The following is a 19578-nucleotide window of genomic DNA, read 5'->3' as shown; positions in this document are numbered from 1 at the left end:
TCCAGTAACTATACTCTTTTAGCGTTTTAGCTGGATGGCTAAAATTCAAACAAAACAGTAAATAAATCAAAAATATACTTGACAGGATTGTCGCAGATGTTCTATAATTCTCAACAGGCAACAGGCAACAGGCAACTTGGCCAACCTCTAATTTAAATTCGTCAAAGTTAAGCTCCCAGCGTTTATTTTTCACCAAAGTTTATTTTTTCACGCAATTATGCGAAATTTTGCAAATTTTCGCGCGATCTTTTTTTCGATCCTACTTTAGATCCTTCTTGCGATCCTCTTTTCGATCTAATTTATTCCGGCAGATTTTTTTAGGTATGGCTGTTTTACTTTCTTTTACCAGCCATGCATTAACCTCTAAAACCTCAAATGTGATTCACGGTAATGCGCCGTATTTGACTTTCGATGGTGGTCGCACGCGAGCGGTTGATACTGATAGTCTGCTTAGTATTACTTTATCAAATGGTGTGCAATACACGCCTTCAACTAATACTTCATCTCCTGAAAATCCAATCGTGTTGCCTGTTGCTGGTCAAAGTTTTTCTGATATAGGCATGTTCTTTCCTACTGATACTAAATCCCCCGATTTAGTCGATTTAAGTGCTCTTATCGGTCCTCCTTATAATTATTTGGGGGATGATGATGGAGATACTGAAGCTACTGCTACAGGTTATTTAATTTTATATATCAGAGATTCAGGGCGCCGTTATAGTAGAAGATATTCACGTAGTACTGTGCCAGAGATTTGTAGAGCACCTTATGAGATTGAATTATACAACACTAATAATACATTATCGACACGTTATGGGGTTCCTCGTAGTAGTACTTTCAATGCAAAGCGTGTGTTTTATTATGTTACTCCTAACCCTAATAATACTAAGCCAAAGGTTTGTTTTGCTGAACCAGAAAATATGAAGGGTTTTTTATATTATCCTCCTTATACTTCGACGTGGGACGCTAACTATGGTTTTCTTGCTCATTCAACTGAATCATATGATAAGAACTTTCCGACTACAGGTGCTAACAACATGTCCTTTAATTTACGCCTTGCTGGTAATAAACAAGCATTGTCTTGGTCTCCTGTCTCGCGAGGTGGTATCACGGCGACTATGAGCAATTCTACAGCGACAGGCGTACGGGTTACCTTAACTGGCCCTGTTGCAACTGAATCCCAATGGAATTCCAGCAATCCTGGTCCTATTACTAAGCCTACTTTGCCTCAGACATTCGAGTTAGTTGGTCGAGATAGTAGTGGTAAAGCTATCGTTAAATATGGTTTTACGTTAAAACAATGGTTTGTCAACCGAGGTAAAGACTATTACTCCTATCCTAGTATGGAGTCCTGGTGTAATAGTATTGGTTATCGTATGCCTACGGTTAAAGATTTAACTAATGCAAAACATGATGAAATTACGGGTGCTCAACCTTCATCATCTGGTAATCATTATCAGCATAGTATTGTTGGTGCCAGCTTTATTGCGGAGTGGGGTCAGCTACCCGAATATGAACAAGCCAACTTTATTGACGCCAGATATTACTGGACCAGTGATGTAAAAGATTTGAACAGTTGGTTCGTCGTTCATCCTTATAGTGGCGGTATAGATTGGGGTGTGCTTTCTTTTGAAAATTCGAGTTTTGTTGAAATTGTTGTTGAATTGGGAGGGCTTTGCACTTTACCTTAGTATCATCCATCGTGCGATAAAAAGCGATTTTGTGGTTTAGCCCCCCCGTACATCATCATCCCTCAACCGGGGGGGATTTTTTGAGCAGTAGTAATTTCAGCGTTTAAAATTCCACTTTGCAATGTTGCCATATGAATAATTTGGCTCTAAATGATGATGTGTTTTAATTATTTTTATATCAGAAAAGTTGAGGAGCGGGGTTTTTGGGGTTCTAAATTTCATTTAAAAGCTTTTAAATGATCACAATCACTATTTTAAACACTAAAATAAAATTTTTAAGGATCAATAACCTTAATTTTTAAAGGTTTGTAAAGTCAATATTTGCCAATTAAACAATAATTTATCTAGTAATTTCTTAGATCTTCTTCTGCTATTATTTACAAAAGTTAACGATCTAGAGTGAAATAATTATTGCGTCATATTCTTCCAATCACTATACTTCTAGATCACTTTAGCTGAATAGCTAAAGTTTAATCAATAAACAAAAAATAGTAAATAAATCATAAAATTACTTGACAGGATAGTCGAATATGTTCTATAATTTTCAACAGGCAACAGGCAACAGGCAACTTGGCCAACCTATAATTTAAATTCGCCAAATTTAAACTCTCAGCCTCTTTTTTTACACTCCGGTTTATTAATTGACAAAAATTTAAGATCACGCAGTCGATCGTCGTTCCGATCGTCATTTGGATCATTTTGTCGATCTAAATTATTTCGAGAGATCTTTTTACCGCTAGGCCTTTTACTAATACCTTTTTATTCCAGCCATGCATTAACTTCACAGACAACAAGAAATCATATTCAGGGTAGTGCGCCTTATTTTGTTTATAAAAATGTCGGCGCTAGTATGCTTGCAGTTGATACTGATGGTTTGCTCAGTATTGCTTTTAACAATGGTGTGCAATACACGCCTTCAACTAATACTTCATCTCCTGAAAATCCAATCGTCTTGCCTATTGCTAACCAACCTGTTAGTGGCATTCACATGTTTATTCCAGTTGACAAAGATTCAGTGGAATTCAATATGCTTGGTTGGAAGGATGATGATGGCGATACAAACGTTATAGCTACAGGTACTTTAAGTTTATCTGTCACCGATAAATACAGCCGAGCTGTACCACGTGATCGAACATTAGGGCCTTGTGGTGCCCCTTATAGTCTTAAATTAACCAGTACGAATGGTTCTCTATCCACACGTTATGGGGTTCCACGTAGTCGTAGTTTCAATGCAAGTAGTGTGACTTATTATGTTACTCCTAACCCTAAGACTGAACCAGAGGTTTGTTTTGCCAAACCCGTTTCGGTTGCAGATCTACCTAATAACGATGGTCCATCTTCTATTTGGAACCGTTATAAGGGTTTTTTCACTCAGGATACTAGGCCTGATTATTATGGTAAAAACTTTCCGACTACGGGTGCTAATAACATGTACTTTGATTTAGAAATTGCTGGTAATAGTCAGCTATTGGCTTGGTCTTCTGTCACTCGGGGAGGTATTACTGCTACTGTGGGCAATTTTACACCGACAAGCGTACGGGTTACCTTAACCGGTCCAGTTGCGAAGGCATCCCAATGGAATTCTAACAATCCTGGTCTTATTGCTAAGCCTACTTTGCCGCAGACTTTCGAGTTAATAGGTCATTATGTCCATAATGGTAAGAAAGCTGTCAAGTATGGATTTGAGATAAAACAATGGTTTGTCTACCGAGGTAAAGGTTTTTATACCTATTCTAATATGGAGTCTTGGTGTAATAAAATTGGTTATCGTATGCCTACGGTTAAAGATTTAACTAATGCAAAACGTCATGAAGTGACTGGTGCTACACCTTCCTCATCAGGTGATCATTATCAGCGTAGAATTGGTGCTAGCTTTATTGCGGAGTGGGGTAATCTAAGCAAATATGAAAAAGCCGACTTTGGTGTTACCAGGTTCTGGACCAATGTTATAGCTCCTGGCAGCGATAATCGGTTTGTTGTTTACCCTGAGGATGGTCATATACATTGGTTTTATACTGGCTATGAAAGCATTTTGGAAGGGATTTGTACTTTACCTTAGCATCATTACTTGGGTGAAAAAATAATTATATTCACTAAAGAATCGAAAATTCAACGTAATCGAGCGATAACAAGCAATTTTATAGTGTCTAACTCTTAAACCATCCGCCCCAACTAGGGCGGATTTTTTTAGGCATAGGGATTCTTTTGCCTTGCTATATCGCAGCTTTAGAATTTCATACTGGCGCTAATGATAGCATGGAATTTAGCTGCTGGTATTGATTCGTAAGCTGTGGTGTAGTTTCTGTTTAAGATATTGTTGAGGTCTAACCCAATATGGTACTGGCGATTAGCGCCAAATGAGGTTGTGGTTGATAAGTTTAATGTTGACCATCCGCTGTAGTGATAAACAGATGAATCACCGCGTTTTGTTGCGTTGGTGGCAAATCGCATAAATAGGTCTGAATCAATATCAAATTTATCAAAATAAGCTGTATGTTTTATCCCTGCACTCCCTGTAAAGCGTGGGTTGCCGGTGTCACGAGTGCTGTAGGTATCTGTCTCGATTTTACGGCTTAGGTAATTCCCTTTTAGATAAGGATTCACCGGAAGGTCTAGGTATTCAACACTTAATTCTAAGCCATGGGTTTTGGCTTTGTTGGCATTGCCATAATAAGTAATAGAACGTCCGGATGCGCCACTACAAATCGATGAGCCATTACAGTTCATTTGAGTGATATAGTCTTTTGCATCCGAGAAGTAGATCGCCCCATCAACTAATAATTTGTTATTGTTATAACGTAAACCAATTTCGTAGTTGTTGGATTTTTCAGCTTTTAGATGCGAGTTTCCATAAATCGTTTGCGAAGCAGCCGAGGTGACGGCATAAAGATGTGCAAGGGTTGGGTAAACATAACCTTGTGCAAACGAGGCTCTTAGTTGGGTGTTTTTAAAACCTGAGTAGGTTAATCCTGACGATACAACAAAGTTGTTATCATGAGTTTTCTTTTTTCGATCGATACTGTGGCTGGTTGTTGCCGATCCCATAACCGGGATTTTATTTATGGTGGTATTGCCGTTTTTTAGTTTTGATTCGACCCAATATTTACGAGCACCAAGATTCCAAGAGATATCATCGGTTATTGCCCAATCATTTTGCCCAAATAGTGCGATACTCGATTGTTGCCATTTGTTAGTTAGGTATTTATGTTGGGTATAACTAGCTGGTGGTGCAGGCATTTTTGATATCACGACATTATGTGAGTCTTGGTCAACATTATCTTGTTGATACTGTACACCAGCAATTAATGTCATATCTTTATGTGGTTGCATGTCTGATTGGAATGTCATGCCATAGGTTTTTTGTTCGTCATTGGTGGCCGTGTTGGTCGTTACTTTCATTATCGGTCTAGGTGATACTACGACATGGTTTCTAAATTGACGATTTAGTTTTTGGGCGTAAGCATCATAATGCAGTTTTTTTAAGAAACCTGCATCAACGTCATAATCATAAAAGAATCCCACTTTTTCACGTTTTAGTAGTGGAATGTTTACCCAAAACTCTTTTATTTCTGGTGAGTTATCATCGGTGTAGGTTTTGGTATTCAGTTTATAACGATCTAATGATATACCAAATTTGTGTTTATCCAGATTGAGTCCTAACCATGAGCTTATGTTGTTATTATCAAAGTCGGTATCATGCAGTTTGCCTTGATACGCTTTGCGATCATTGTTTTCAGAGTAGGTTCCACTAATTCGGTAATCAAATATTTCATCAATCGTGCCGTTTACCGTGCCCATTTCGGTAAAGCCATTGGTTGATTGGTTATAGATTAATTTGGCATCTCCAGTTAGTGGTTTTCCATCTTTACTTCCTTTACGGGTTATAAAGTTAACGACGCCACCAATCGCTTGCGAGCCATATAATACTGAGTGAGGCCCTTTAATCACTTCGATGCGTTCAACTGATTCCATGTCGATTAATACACCAGCACTTGAACCGTGTCCGGAACGATGATAAGTCACTTCTTGACCATCAATTAACATTAATATACGCGAAGGCGCTTCACCACGAATCATGATTTGTTTGCGTCCTGCTAGTGCGTTATCGGTAATTTCAACGCCTGGAATATCACGCAGTGCTTCAACCACAGAATCGCCATTGAGTTTTTCAATCTCGTCACGGTTGACTGCATTAACAGATACTGAGCTATCCCATACTGTTTTTTCATTCCGATCAGCGGTAACGATAATGGTATCTTGTGGATTTCCTTTTTTTTCTTCTGCATAAGTATCTGCGCAAAAACAGATAGTTAATATTGCTATATAAGGTAATTTTTGGGTCATAAAACTTCTCTTTGTCTCTTTTGTATAACGTTGTATTGATATAAAACGCAAATGATAATCATTATTATTATTGATGTAAATAATTAAATTAATTCGAATTGTATTAATTGCGAGGATAAGTGTGGATTTTTTAACTTTGTCACATTTTTAACAACAAAATCACGCAAATTGCCGATTTTTTATTTGTGATTATCGATAACAAATTTTACAATAACCATTCAATATATAAGTTAGGTTATGCAAAATGTCTATTGCTGTTGTCGAAGTTAATCGTAAATCAATTTTACACAATGTTGAATTTTTTAAACAAAAATCTCCAAACTGTACTTTAATGGCAGTGGTTAAAGCGAATGCTTATGGTCATGGCATGGAAGGGGTTGCTCAGTTGTTGGATGGTAAAGTTGATTGTTTTGGTGTTGCACGAGTTTCAGAGGCAATAGCTTTGCGTCAAGTTGGTATTCGTGGTCCTATCGTGCTTTTGGAAGGTTTTTTTCCGCATGATGATATTAACGATTTGCTTGATTTTAATTTGCAACCAGTTATCCATTCAAGTTGGCAAATCGATGTTTTAAATACGATCCCTTTTGCAAATGAGATCACAGTTTGGTTTAAGATTGACACCGGTATGCACCGTTTAGGTTTTCATATTGATGAAGCAATAAACGAGTTTAATCGTTTAGCTAGCTGTAAAGCTGTTCGCCAGCCGATCAATATTATTAGCCATTTTAGTAGTGCAGATGAGTTAGATTCTTCACAAACCAATACCCAAATAGCACGTTTTAATGAATTTGCTCGTTCGGTTAATGGCTGTCAACAATCGATTGCAGCATCAGGTGGTTTGCTTGCTTGGCCTGATTCTCATCTTGATATGATTCGAGTTGGTATTGCGTTATATGGGGTTTCGCCATTTGCTGAGGCGGTCGTTGATTTACAACCCGCTATGACGCTCAAATCTGAATTAATCGCAGTACGTAAGCACGAAAAAGGACAATCAGTTGGTTATGGTCAAACTTGGACAAGTGAAAGTGACACTGTACTAGGGGTTGTGGCGATGGGATATGGTGATGGTTATCCGCGCGATATTCCAGAAAATACACCCGTGAGTATTAATGGTCGCTTAGTACCGATTGTTGGTCGTGTTTCTATGGATATGATTGTGGTCAATTTAGGACTACACTGCCAAGATAAACCCGGCGACGAAGTCATTTTTTGGGGCAAGGAATTGCCGGTTGAACAAATCGCTAAGCACACGGGAATGAGTGCTTATGAGTTATTAACGCGCTTAACTTCACGCGCAAAAATTCGTTATAAAGACTAGGTTATGATTAAAAAATTTATTTTGCATACGTTACTGACGGTAGTTTTACTCGTCGGTGGTTCATTAGCTATTGGTTATTATTATTTACAACAATTTTCTAAGCAACATATGAATGTCACGGCTGATAATCAGATGTTTGTGTTGAAAAAAGGCACCTCTTTGCATCAATTAGTTGAGCAAGTTAAGGAGAGTGATTTAATGCAACAAGCGTATTTGTTACCTTATTTGTATAAACTCAATCCCTCTTTAAGTTCGATTAAAGCTGGAACTTATCAATTGCATCCTCATATGACGGTTGAGGAGTTTTTAAAGTTGTTGGTATCGGGTAAAGAGAGCAGTTTTTTTGTGCAATTTGTTGAAGGTAAGCGCGCTAAAGATTGGTTGAATGTGCTGAGTAATACCCCTTATATTAAGCAAACATTAACCGGTAAGTCTCACGATGAAATTGCGAAGATATTGGGTATTGATGATGGAAAATTGGAAGGTTGGTTATCACCAGATACATATCAATATACCGCAGATAGTTTAGATATTAATATTCTTAAGCGTGCCCATTTGACTATGAAAAACAATCTACAAAAAGTGTGGGATAATCGCGATAAAGATCTGCCTTATAAAACACCTTATGAGTTGCTGATTATTGCCTCGATTATTGAGAAAGAAACAGGCATAAGCTCTGAACGTGCTAATGTTGCTTCGGTTTTTGTTAATCGTTTAAAAGCAAATATGAAGTTGCAAACCGATCCCACCATTATTTATGGGTTAGGGGATAATTATACGGGTACGATTAGGCGTGTTGATTTGACTGATACCAATAATCCTTATAATACTTATGTGATTGAGGGGCTACCACCAACTCCAATTGCTATGCCAAGTTTAGCATCACTTGAAGCAGCAGCACATCCAGCTAAAACGAATTATCTATTCTTTGTTGCTAATGGTACTGGTGGTCATACATTTAGTAGTAATTATAGTAATCATCAACAAGCGGTTAATGAATACCGCAGAATGAACAATTAATTTTTCAATTTTACAGCCACGGTTGTGGCTGTCTCTCTTTTCGATTATTCATCTGTTGACCGAGTGGTGGTTAATTCATCAAGTTGTTTAATTAGCGCTAATAAATCATCTACCTCTATTTCTTGCTGTTTGAATGCCTCTTCAAAATATGGGTGAAGAGCAAATTTAGGTATTTCGCTTTTAGCATCGATTAACGCCTGTATGCGCGGAATAAAGATCCATTGTAACCATTCATGCGGTTGCATGGTGTCGAGTGCAAATGGCTGCTCACTTAAAAAAGCTTCTGCCTCAGGGGGTGAGGGTTGCCATAAGTTAAGGTTTTGCAGTTCATCTTTAATTAGGTTCAGTTGTATTGAAATTGTTTTCATATTAATCAGTGTTTGATAATAATTCCAATCAAAATAAGGACCAGGATCGGTTTTGCGATCTGGGGCGATGTCACTATGTCCAGTTATATTTTCGATTGGGTAGGTTTGTTGTAATAGTATGGTAACGTTGGCAAGTTGCTGGTATTGTGCCTCGGTAAAGTTGTCGGTATCACATCCTTCCATTTCTATGCCAATTGAGAAGTCGTTGCAGTTTTCTTTACCTTCAAATACTGATTTACCTGCATGCCAAGCACGTTTATTAAATGGCACAAATTGAATAATTTCACCATCGCGTCTTATAAATAGGTGACTTGATACTTGTAGTTTATAGATATCGGCAAAATAAGGGTGCTGATTCGGATCGAGCTTACCGGTAAAAAGTTGTTCAACATAAGGCCCGCCATATTGGTTGGGTGGCAGGCTGATATTATGAATAACTAATAATGTGATGGGGTCAGTGCGATCATTATAATACGGCGATTTGACCTGTTTGATATTGCTTATCCAACCATCAACTATTTTTAACACTTTTAAGGTCATTATGGCTCCAATAGTGTGTATTGCGATCTTGTTCACAACTTTGATTAATACAATGTTGATTGTGGTAATCAATTTGTATTTTAACTTCCAAATCTTTTATCTGGTTATTATTTCATTTTTTCAGTTTGCTATAAAGTTACTCTATCTATCAATTGATTAATCATTAGAGGAATTTATGTACAAGCAGTCTGGATTTACCTTATTTGAGTTAATGATCGCCATTGTGGTAGTCGCCATTTTAACAGCTATCGGTTTGCCAGCCTATCAAAGTTATGTCAAAAAGGCCGCTTTAACCGATATGCTTCAATCAATGACAGCCTATAAAACAGCGATTGAAATTTGTGCTATTGAGCAGGGCGCATTAAATAAATGTAATGCTGGAGCAAATGGTGTGCCCACGACAAGATCGACTAACTATGTTACTTCGATCAATGTTACTAATGGCGTGATTACTATTGTCGGTAAGAGCGCGTTATCTAGCTTAACCACAACTTTAACACCTAAGTTGAACGCATCGTTAGGCAATTTAGATTGGTCACGTACCTGTGTCACAAATCCTGTTGATAACAGTTTAAAAACGGCTTGTGAAGATATTTTTAAATTTCAATAAATTATGATGCAAGAAGATCAATTGGTTGAAAGTCTCGATAAGCTATTATTATCAGCACTGGATAAGCGAGCATCTGATATTCATTTCGAGCCTTATCAAAATTACTATCGAATACGCATGAGGATTGATGGCGTTTTGCAAAATAGGCTAATGCCACCACTTAGCCTTGCTAAGCAGATCACCGCCCGATTAAAAATTATGGCTAATTTAAATATTGCTGAACACCGCTTACCGCAAGATGGTCAATTGGTAATTAATAACTATGCAATGCGAATTGCCACCTTGCCGGTGATCAACGGTGAAAAGATTGTATTGCGGGTTATGGATAATCATGAATCTGAGCTAACCATTAATGATTTAGGATTAACCGAACAAGATCTTCTCACACTTAAACAGATTTTAGATTATCCGCAAGGGTTGATTTTGGTTACTGGCCCAACCGGCAGTGGTAAAACTATGACTTTATATAGTGCGTTAAAGCATCTAAATAAAGCTGAATGTAATATTTGTAGTGTTGAAGATCCGATCGAAATTCCTTTAGAAGGTATTAATCAAACCGCGATTAATCATAAAGCCGGCCTAACTTTTTCGGTGATATTACGCGCTTTATTGCGCCAAGATCCAGACGTGATGATGATTGGCGAAATTCGTGACCATGAAACTGCCGAAATTGCCATTCAAGCAGCTCAAACAGGCCATTTAGTATTATCCACTTTGCATACTAATTCGAGTGTTGAAGCAATAGTTCGGTTAAATCAAATGGGCATCAAAAATTATCTTTTATCGTCCAGTTTGAAATTGGTTATCGCTCAACGGTTGGTGAGAAAGCTTTGCCAACATTGCAAAGTCGTTGCTAGTGAACTAACCCTAATTGATAATCAACCTTCACCACACTTTATCGCCATGGGGTGTGACAAGTGTGTAGGTGGTTATTTAGGACGAGTAGGTGTATATGAACTGTTAATGGTGACCCCAGAAGTGCAACAACAGATTATAACTAATCAACCAATCTCACCCCATAATAGAGTCACATTATTGCAAGCTGGCTTTAAGTTAGTACAACAAGGTATCACTACTTTGGCTGAATTAAATCGGGTTTTAGGTGAAGTAGTCATAGGGTGATAGTGTATGAAGCGGATCTATTTTTGGTATGACATTAATTTTCATCAAAATAAGATTATTGCCACATCAAAGCAAGATGTGAAAAGACAGCTTTTATTGCAAGGTCAAATCGCGATTAAAATTCGTGCCGGAAATATTATTACTAAAAAAAGTTTTAATCCTAGCGATCTGCTAATTATCACAAAACAGTTAGCCACTATGTTGAAGGCTGGATTATCGATTATTGATAGTCTGAGATTAATTCTTGATGATCAGCCTAAACCTCAATGGCAGTATTTGTTATCAGACATTAGTCAGCAAATCGCCAAAGGTGAATCGCTGTCCACTGTTTTAAAACAATATCATTCGGTATTTCCTGCGCTTTATTGTGAAATTATTGCTATTGGTGAATTAACCGGACAACTCGATCACAGTTTTGAACAACTAACCGCACATCTTGAAAAATCATTGCAATTACAAAAACAGATTAGAAAGGCAATGCGTTATCCGCTTTTTTTATTGTCAGTATCAGTAGTGGTTATTATCGTGATGATGTTTATTGTATTACCAAAATTCGCCGACATTTATCAAAGTTTTGATGCTCAATTACCTTATTTTACCCAGCTAGTGATTGATATTGCTAATAAGGTTCAGCAAAATGGTGTACTCATATTATTAGTGCCGTCGCTGGGTTACTTTTTATTCCAGCGTTTTTTTAAAGTCCGCTATCAACTAACTATTGATCGGCAAAAATTAGCATTGCCGTTATTGGGGCAAGTGATTCAATCACAATGCTTAATGCAGATTTTCCACACATTAGCAATCACTCAGCAAGCAGGTATTCCATTAATAACAGGACTTAGTGCTTCGGCAAATACTACAGGAAATAGTTATTATCGTGACATTATCAATAAAATAATTAACGGTATTGAACAAGGTAATGCCTTTAGTCAAATGCTATCGTCCTATTTTCCTAAACTTTGTGTACAGCTAGTTCATGCTGGCGAAGAGTCAGGATCATTAGATGTTATGCTTAATAACTTGTCCCTCTATTATCAACAACAAAATCAAACCTTAACCGATAATTTAGTCAAAGCATTTGAGCCGATTTTGATGTTATTTTTAGCATTGATAATTGGAGGATTAGTGATTTCGATGTATTTACCCGTATTTCAAATGGGAGATGTGATTCATTAATGGCTGTCTTGGTTTTTTGTGTTGGGCTTGCGGTCGGTAGTTTTTTGCAAGTTGCTTATTGGCGATATTCGCCTTCACAATCTTTGTTTGATTATTTAGTCGCTATCACGTTTCCTCGTTCTTCGTGCCCACATTGTCAACACTCACTTTCTGCTTGGCAGTTAATTCCAGTTCTATCATGGTTAATATTAAAAAGGCGATGTTATTTTTGTCAGCAAAAGATCGCTTTTTGCTATCCAATTTTTGAGTTGGCTGTAGCGGGATTATTTTTACTAATATATTTGAACAAAGATCTCAATTTTCAAAGTATGTTATTAATGCTACTTGCGAGCTATTTTTTGCTTTTAGCACTGATTGATTTTCGCTATTTTTTACTGCCTGATTTTTTTACACAACCGTTGATGTGGGCTGGGTTGATGATGGCTTATTTTGATCTAAATTCGTTAACCATCAGCGACGCCTTAACGGGGGTTTTTTGTGGTTATTTAATGCTTAAATTACCTGCTGTCTGTTATTTTTGCCTAACAAAACGAGCCGGTTTAGGTGGTGGGGATATTAAACTCGCCGCGGCTTTGGGTGCTTGGCTACCTTATCAATTAATTCCATTATTGTTAATTATGGCATCATTGTCAGGCATACTTTTTTTTATTTTTGCAAAATATAAGCAAACAATGCATGAAATGATCGCCTTTGGTCCTTTTCTGTTGTTATCTGGTTATTTAATCATTTTCAGTTTGTGATCTTGATTGTTTTTTTAATTACATCTCTTTGGGTATTCACATAAATTCTTGCACTCCTTGGCTTATAACTAAAAAAGATAACGATAAAAGAATTAGTTATTTTTACTTTATTCAAATTAAGATTATAGTGCGATTAAAGTCTTTTCAGATTTATAGCTAAATGTAAGGAATAATCAATGACTAGTACTACCGCGAAAAGCATTGCTGCATTAAAAGATGAGATGATTGAATGGCGTCATCATATTCATTCTCACCCTGAAACTGCATTCGAAGAGAAGCAAACAACCCAGTTTATTATCGAAAAGCTAAAATCGTTTGGAATTACCGAACTGTATACCGATTTTGCGCCAACTGGTGTAGTAGGGGTTATTCATGGTAAGAATAAAGGTCGTACTATTGCTTTACGTGCAGATATTGATGCGTTGGATATCGTTGAAGAAAACAAAATTGGCTACTGTTCAAAAATCCCCGGTAAAATGCATGCTTGTGGGCATGATGGTCATACTGCAACATTGTTAGGCGCAGCAAAATATTTAAGTGCGAATCGTAATTTTTCTGGTACGGTGGTGGTGGTCTTCCAACCTGCTGAAGAAAACGAAGGCGGTGGTCGAGTGATGGTGGAAAATGGTCTATTTGAAAAATTTCCTATCGAAGCTGTTTATGGTATGCATAATCAACCTAATTTAGCGTTAAACCATTTTTTAATTAATCATGGTCCAGTCATGGCATCTTATGATGTTTTTGAAATTAAAATAACTGGTGTTGGTTCACATGCTGCTGCACCACATTTAGGTAGAGATACCATTTTAACCGCTACCAATATTGTCAATAGTTTGCAAACAATTGTCAGCCGTAATTTAAATCCAACTGATTCGTTGGTTATTAGTGTGACACAGATTCATAGTGGCGATACTTGGAATGTGCTTCCACAACATGCGGTGATTCGTGGAACAGTTAGGGCATTGAGTGCTGAAGATCAAGATTTGGCAGAAGAAAGAATCAAACATATTTCAACTGGAACCGCTTTAACGTTTTGTACAAAAGCCGAAGTTGATTATCAACGCCGTTATCCAGCAACTATCAATCATGCTAAACAGGCGGATATAGCAATTAAAGTTGCCCAAAAACTTGTGGGTAACGATAAGATTGTGATTGATTCACCACCAACAATGGGGTCAGAAGATTTTGCTTTTATGTTGCAAAAAGTGCCGGGCGTTTATATCAAAATTGGTGCGGGAGAGGGCGCGAATCTTCATAATCCGTCGTATAATTTTAATGATGAGATCTTAACAACTGGTGCACAATATTTTGTTGAAATTGTTCATCAAGAGTTAGGTAATTAATACATTAAAAAGCAGGAATAATTATAAAACTATTCCTGCTTGATCGATATTAAATTATAACTTTAATTCACTATCAGGTTGGCCTTTGACTCTGAATTTTGTTTCACTATCAAAACCATTTGCTAACACTATTTGAGCATAAACTTCATCATTTTGCCCAACTTTTAATGCCGCTAAGATCTGACCACCTTCACGCCAGTTTCCTTCAAGTTCATATTCAAGTTTATCACCGATTTCCGGTAATGCTTTACTATGACCTTTTAATAGATAAAGCCCTCGATTATTTGCACCTCGGAATTGCGCTCTAGCTACCATTTCTTGCCCACAATAACAACCTTTATCAAAGCTTATTGCTTTAAAATGTTGTAAATTACAAGCTTGAGGAAGCAGACTTTCAATATTAGGAGCATCGATAATAGCGTGACCAGCTTCTAATTCAAGTTGTAACCAGTGATCAGATGGCTGTAAATCAGTAGGTAATGGTTCAGACGATACTTTTATCACTCGCAATTTAGGCGATGTGAGTTTAATATAAGTCACACCACCAATAGTAATACAATTGTGATCGCCCAATGCTGAAATCACAGAAGGATCTATTGCATCATCTTCCAATCCGACTAGATTTAAATCCAGAACGGGCTCTATAGTTACTTTAGAAAAAACTGCCGTTTTTTTCAATTCACTAATTTGTCTTTCGGCAACACTTTTACGTAAGATATAGAATATATCTTCACCTCGTTGGAATAATATAAAATTACTCCACATACGTCCTTTTGCGTCACAATGTGCTGCGAATGATGCTGAGTTTTCGTTAATACGACTAAGGTCAGCTGTTACTTGTCCCTGTAAAAATGTACGGTTATCCATACCTGATACTTTGACTAATTGCCAATCAGATAGGGAGGTTTGTTTGTAATAAGAATTGGCCATTAAAAACACCTTTTAATTATAATGAGCCCTAATATAGATATATAAAAGAGCGTAAACAAAAGCGAAAACGCCTTTAATAATTCAAAATTAATCAATTAGTCGATCGATTAATTTCTCACTATTATTGCATTAAAATAGATAAAATAAACTTTTACAAGTTATTTCTTTCAAAAATGAGTACTAGTACCCAAAATTGAGAATAAGTTAACTTATATTGTTGACTTTATTGATTTTCTGTATTAGTTCATGCAAAATGGGGAAAAAATGACAAATTAGTTATAAATGGAGGCAACAACCATGGCAAAACTGTCAGGCGCAGAAATGGTCATTCAATCCTTGATTGACCAGGGAGTTAAGCAAATTTTTGGTTATCCAGGAGGCAGTGTTCTAGATATTTATGATGCCATTCATACCCTAGGTGGAATTGAGCATATTTTAGTCCGTCATGAACAAGCTGCTGTCCATATGGCTGATGGTTATGCCAGATCAACTGGTGATGTCGGTGTCGTTTTGGTTACCTCTGGTCCTGGCGCAACGAATACTATTACCGGTATTGCTACTGCTTATATGGATTCTGTGCCTTTAGTTATCTTATCAGGTCAAGTCGCCAGTAATTTAATTGGTAATGATGCTTTCCAAGAGTGTGATATGGTTGGGATCTCTCGCCCGATTGTTAAACATAGCTTTTTAATAAAAGATAGCAAAGATATTCCAGAAACGATAAAAAAAGCATTTTATATTGCCTCAACAGGGAGGCCCGGTCCAGTTGTGATTGATTTGCCAAAAGATATTGTTAATCCGGCAAATAAATATAACTATAGCTATCCACAATCAGTCTCAATGCGCTCTTACAATCCAACCATTCAAGGGCATAAAGGACAAATCAAAAAAGCATTAACTACATTATTATCAGCTAAAAAACCTGTTCTATATATTGGTGGCGGTGTAATTAGTGCCAATGCTAGCGACGCGGTTAAATCTTTAGCTGATAAATTAAATCTTCCTGTTGCCTCAACATTAATGGGAATTAGTGCTTTTCCAGGAACTGATAAAAAATATTTAGGTATGATTGGTATGCATGGTGTCTATGAAGCGAATATGGCCATGCATAACGCCGATGTGATTTTTGCTGTCGGTGCTCGCTTTGATGATAGAACGACTAATAATGTTGAAAAATATTGTCCTAAAGCAAAAATTATTCATATTGATATTGATCCAACGTCAATATCTAAAACAGTATCCGCTGCAATTCCGGTAGTTGGCGATGCTAAAAAAGTACTTGAAACAATGTTAACTCAACTCAATGAAATTAATGTTGATCGTGATTTAGATGCGCTAATCGATTGGTGGAAGCAAATTGACCATTGGCGTGCGCGCAAATGTTTAGCATACAGCCACAAAGGTAAAAGCATTAAACCACAAGAAGCCATTGAAGTTTTATATAAATTAACCAAAGGTGACGCATATATTGCTACCGATGTAGGTCAACATCAAATGTTTACGGCGCTTTATTACCCATTTGACAAACCGCGTCACTTTATTACTTCTGGTGGACTGGGTACTATGGGATTTGGTTTGCCAGCGGCATTAGGTGTTAAACTTGCGTTTCCTAAAAAGCATGTAGTTTGTGTGACTGGTGATGGAAGTATTCAGATGAATATTCAAGAGCTTTCAACCGCATTGCAATATGGTTTGCCAGTGATTGTATTAAATCTTAACAATCGCTTTTTAGGGATGGTTAAACAGTGGCAAGATATGATTTATGCAGGTCGTCACTCTTCATCTTATATGGAGTCACTCCCCGATTTTGCAAAAATTGCCGAAGCTTATGGTCATGTAGGTATGAGGATTGATAAACGTGAAGATCTGGAACCGAAACTGAAAGAAGCGCTTTCGATAAAAAATCGTTTAGTCTTTATTGATGTCATGACGGATGCTACGGAACATGTTTATCCAATGCAAATTCGTGGTGGAGCAATGAATGAAATGTGGCTAAGTAAAACGGAGAGAACCTAATGCGTTATATACTATCAATTTTAACAGAAAACGAACCGGGTGCTTTGTCACGAATCATTGGTTTATTTTCACAACGTGGATTCAACATTGAATCGATTACTACTGCACAAACCGAAGATCCAACCATGAGTCGTATGACGATTCAAACAACGGGGGATGAGCATGTAATTGAGCAGATCCAAAAACAACTGCATAAGCTGGTCAATGTTTATCGGGTGAATGATTTAACCGAAGGTCCTCACGTTGAGCGTGAAATCATGCTGGTTAAAGTGGCGGCGAAAGGTTCTGATGCGCGTGATGAAGTAAAACGCTGTGCTGATATTTTTCGAGGCTCGATAGTCGATGTAACTGCTACTCATTATATTGTACAGTTATCAGGAACGAGCGAAAAGTTAGACTCGTTTTTAGCCTCAATTCGTGAAACGTGTAATATTGTTGAAATTGTGCGTTCTGGAATTATCGGTCTATCCCGGAGTGAAAAAACAGTCAATCATTAATTTTATAATTAAAAGTTAAATTTTTACTTTATTATAAAATAAGACTTATAAGGAATAAGTTTTAATGCCATTTATTGTTTTTTTGACGATAATTCAATTAATTATTTCATTTATTTATTCTATTATTTCTTATCCAATAAAAAAATTTAGAATAAATAAATATAAAAATAAGCTAATAGCCGGTAGTTTTACTGACCTCAAACCTTTTAGAATGTTAACTAAACAGGAAAGAGATGGTTTAGAAACCTATTTATCGATGAACCAATCTTCTGGGAAAAAAAAGTCATCATTAGTTTCTCGAGAAGTGATGTTAATATCCGGTAGTTGTGTCAAACAAACTAAATTTTCGCATACCGAAAACATTTGTTCCTATAAAATCCAAAATATTGATGTTGTATTTCCTTTCAATATGGATCGTTACCTTACTGATTATAACGAAGTTGAAATTGCGCTTACGCAAAATTTCGCTATTGCTGTTAAGGTCAATGATCACCAAATAGGTTCAGCATTATATGCGGCCTATTTGGTTGATGAAAAAAATGATAAACAGAGTTCGGTATATTGGCAGAGCGGCATTTCAAAATACTCCAAAGACGAAAACTTCGATGAAAATGCTATTCATACATTAAGGCCAAACGCTAAACTCAGTAAAAAATTGGGTTACGAAATTTTATCAGTTCGAAAAGAAACATCTCAAGAATCAGCTTCCCGTAACAAATTAAATAAAGGAATCCTCACGGTATTTTTTTGTTCTTTTGTCGTAAGCTATTTTAATCGTTTTTGGGACACAAAAGAATTAAACGATCTGTTTTGGTTTGCAGTGAATTTGCTGGTTGCTATTTACTTTTATTTTCGTAAACCAAAAAATAAAGCTAAAGTACAATTTATTAATCAAATAAAAGGAAAAATAGATAAAAAAATTGTTAAATCTAATGAGATTATAATTGGCCATGGTTTGAAATTAAAGTATCCCAAAAATTGGCAATCATTTATCCCTGAAAATAGCGCTTTTGATGTTGATTTAGATGTTGATGTTGAGAGTAAAAAAATTGTCCGTTATGGCTACGATATGTCGGTTAATAAAGAGGTTGAACAATTTGGGCCACCAAAATTTTGGGGACGTAATCTATGGCTTTTTTTAGCTGGCATGTTCTACCTTTATGCTATCAATAATCAAGCAAAGGTGAGTGACAATTTCTTATTTGCTTATCATCAATACAATCACGATTCTAAAATTTGGTTTTTTGATGATCCATCAAAATTAGTTACTAGCGACATCAAGTCGGGTGATGTAGTGAAATTAAATTTTTTAGATGTGTCATGTGAAGTACCTGTTAAAAATAAAGCCGATAGATGTATTGAAGCATTAATTCAAAGTGCCGATACCTCTTTTCATTTAGCCAGTTCCTCAAGCTATTTTCTTCTACATGGTTTAAAAGAAAATACAACTTCTCAATCGGGTGAGAGTGAAGATCTACAATCTATCGTTCATGCTGATCATGTCACGGTGTCGGGATTCGTTTCGAATGTTGATTATGACGCTAATCATACCATTTCAACATTAACCATAAATACGCAAGAGTTATACCAAAAAGATATAAGTGAAAATCTATTACCAATTTGTGTAAACCTGCTGTTATTTTTGCTTTTCGCTTCAGCCACCGTTTTTAACGGTATTATGTTGTTATTGAAACCCATTGTGAATCGAATTCGTAACTTTAAAATTAAAAATATCTATACTTATCGTCTACTTTAAGTTGATTTTTACCATTATTGAGATTTTTTAATAAAAAAATTGGCAGATTAAAGACGAGAAAATTTAAATCTAACGGCACATTAAGCACTTTTTTTATCAATAGTCAATTA

15 protein-coding genes and 1 pseudogene are annotated in these 19578 nt (G+C 36.6%); 12 read left to right on the top strand and 4 right to left on the bottom strand.

Annotated elements, in window-relative coordinates; translation table 11 throughout:
* Positions 1-323: 323 nt before the first annotated feature.
* Positions 324-1688: a hypothetical protein gene (locus J3U00_RS03890; protein WP_267331630.1), complete on the top strand. Its 1365-nt coding sequence runs from the start codon at positions 324-326 to the stop codon at positions 1686-1688.
* An 850-nt stretch (positions 1689-2538) separates the two neighbouring features.
* Complete coding sequence (locus tag J3U00_RS03885) at positions 2539-3747, top strand: hypothetical protein (protein WP_267331629.1); 1209 nt, start codon at positions 2539-2541, stop codon at positions 3745-3747.
* Between the two features lie 167 nt (positions 3748-3914).
* On the opposite strand, the gene J3U00_RS03880 is transcribed toward J3U00_RS03885, so the two are convergent.
* Positions 3915-6032 carry a TonB-dependent receptor plug domain-containing protein gene (locus tag J3U00_RS03880; protein ID WP_267331628.1) on the bottom strand — a complete coding sequence of 706 codons (2118 nt, stop codon included), beginning with the start codon at positions 6030-6032 and terminating at the stop codon, positions 3915-3917.
* Positions 6033-6276: 244 nt separating this feature from the next.
* Between J3U00_RS03880 and alr the strand changes: the two genes are divergently transcribed.
* Complete coding sequence (gene alr / locus J3U00_RS03875; protein WP_267331627.1) at positions 6277-7350, top strand: alanine racemase; 1074 nt, start codon at positions 6277-6279, stop codon at positions 7348-7350.
* Positions 7351-7356: 6 nt separating this feature from the next.
* On the top strand, positions 7357-8370 hold the full coding sequence (gene mltG, locus J3U00_RS03870; RefSeq protein ID WP_416379882.1) for an endolytic transglycosylase MltG: 1014 nt from the start codon (positions 7357-7359) through the stop codon (positions 8368-8370).
* 44 nt (positions 8371-8414) lie between these two features.
* On the opposite strand, the gene J3U00_RS11640 is transcribed toward mltG, so the two are convergent.
* Together J3U00_RS11640 and ampD are read right to left on the bottom strand one after the other, a co-directional pair.
* Positions 8415-8738: a YqcC family protein gene (locus J3U00_RS11640; protein ID WP_370632609.1), complete on the bottom strand. Its 324-nt coding sequence runs from the start codon at positions 8736-8738 to the stop codon at positions 8415-8417.
* A 3-nt stretch (positions 8739-8741) separates the two neighbouring features.
* Positions 8742-9278 (bottom strand): annotated as a pseudogene (ampD, locus tag J3U00_RS11635) (1,6-anhydro-N-acetylmuramyl-L-alanine amidase AmpD); the annotation flags it as partial.
* 175 nt (positions 9279-9453) lie between these two features.
* Between ampD and ppdD the strand changes: the two are divergent.
* The 5 genes from ppdD (at position 9454) to J3U00_RS03840 (ending at position 14269) form a co-directional block, all read left to right on the top strand.
* Positions 9454-9888, top strand: a complete 435-nt coding sequence (gene ppdD, locus J3U00_RS03860) for a prepilin peptidase-dependent pilin (RefSeq protein WP_267331624.1) — start codon at positions 9454-9456, stop codon at positions 9886-9888.
* A 3-nt stretch (positions 9889-9891) separates the two neighbouring features.
* The gene (locus J3U00_RS03855) at positions 9892-11010 is read left to right on the top strand and encodes an ATPase, T2SS/T4P/T4SS family (RefSeq protein WP_267331623.1); all 1119 of its coding nucleotides are present in this window, start codon (positions 9892-9894) and stop codon (positions 11008-11010) included.
* Positions 11011-11016: 6 nt separating this feature from the next.
* Positions 11017-12186: a protein transport protein HofC gene (hofC, locus tag J3U00_RS03850; protein ID WP_267331622.1), complete on the top strand. Its 1170-nt coding sequence runs from the start codon at positions 11017-11019 to the stop codon at positions 12184-12186.
* The gene (locus tag J3U00_RS03845; protein ID WP_267331621.1) at positions 12186-12926 is read left to right on the top strand and encodes a prepilin peptidase; all 741 of its coding nucleotides are present in this window, start codon (positions 12186-12188) and stop codon (positions 12924-12926) included. The genes hofC and J3U00_RS03845 overlap by 1 nt, the downstream gene beginning before the upstream one ends.
* A gap of 176 nt (positions 12927-13102) precedes the next feature.
* Positions 13103-14269, top strand: coding sequence for a M20 aminoacylase family protein (locus J3U00_RS03840; RefSeq protein WP_267331620.1), 1167 nt, complete (start codon positions 13103-13105; stop codon positions 14267-14269).
* Between the two features lie 54 nt (positions 14270-14323).
* Here the strand turns inward: J3U00_RS03840 and ygfZ are convergent, their stop codons facing one another.
* Entirely contained in the window at positions 14324-15199 is an 876-nt protein-coding gene (gene ygfZ, locus J3U00_RS03835; protein WP_267331619.1) for a tRNA-modifying protein YgfZ, read from the bottom strand.
* Between the two features lie 297 nt (positions 15200-15496).
* Here ygfZ and ilvI point away from each other — a divergent pair, with 297 nt between their 5' ends.
* From ilvI to J3U00_RS03820, 3 genes are all read left to right on the top strand, one after another.
* Positions 15497-17215: an acetolactate synthase 3 large subunit gene (ilvI, locus tag J3U00_RS03830; RefSeq protein WP_220225906.1), complete on the top strand. Its 1719-nt coding sequence runs from the start codon at positions 15497-15499 to the stop codon at positions 17213-17215.
* Positions 17215-17712 (top strand): acetolactate synthase small subunit, encoded by a 498-nt coding sequence (gene ilvN / locus J3U00_RS03825; RefSeq protein WP_065563307.1) that lies wholly within the window; start codon positions 17215-17217, stop codon positions 17710-17712. The genes ilvI and ilvN overlap by 1 nt, the downstream gene beginning before the upstream one ends.
* A gap of 64 nt (positions 17713-17776) precedes the next feature.
* Positions 17777-19468, top strand: a complete 1692-nt coding sequence (locus J3U00_RS03820) for an IgaA/UmoB family intracellular growth attenuator (RefSeq protein WP_267331618.1) — start codon at positions 17777-17779, stop codon at positions 19466-19468.
* The last annotated feature ends 110 nt before the right edge of the window (positions 19469-19578 follow it).

Source organism: Gilliamella sp. B3127, assembly GCF_026536935.1.
In the GTDB taxonomy this organism is placed as follows: Bacteria; Pseudomonadota; Gammaproteobacteria; order Enterobacterales; family Orbaceae; genus Gilliamella; species Gilliamella apicola_E.
This window is presented reverse-complemented; position numbering and strand designations above follow the sequence as displayed.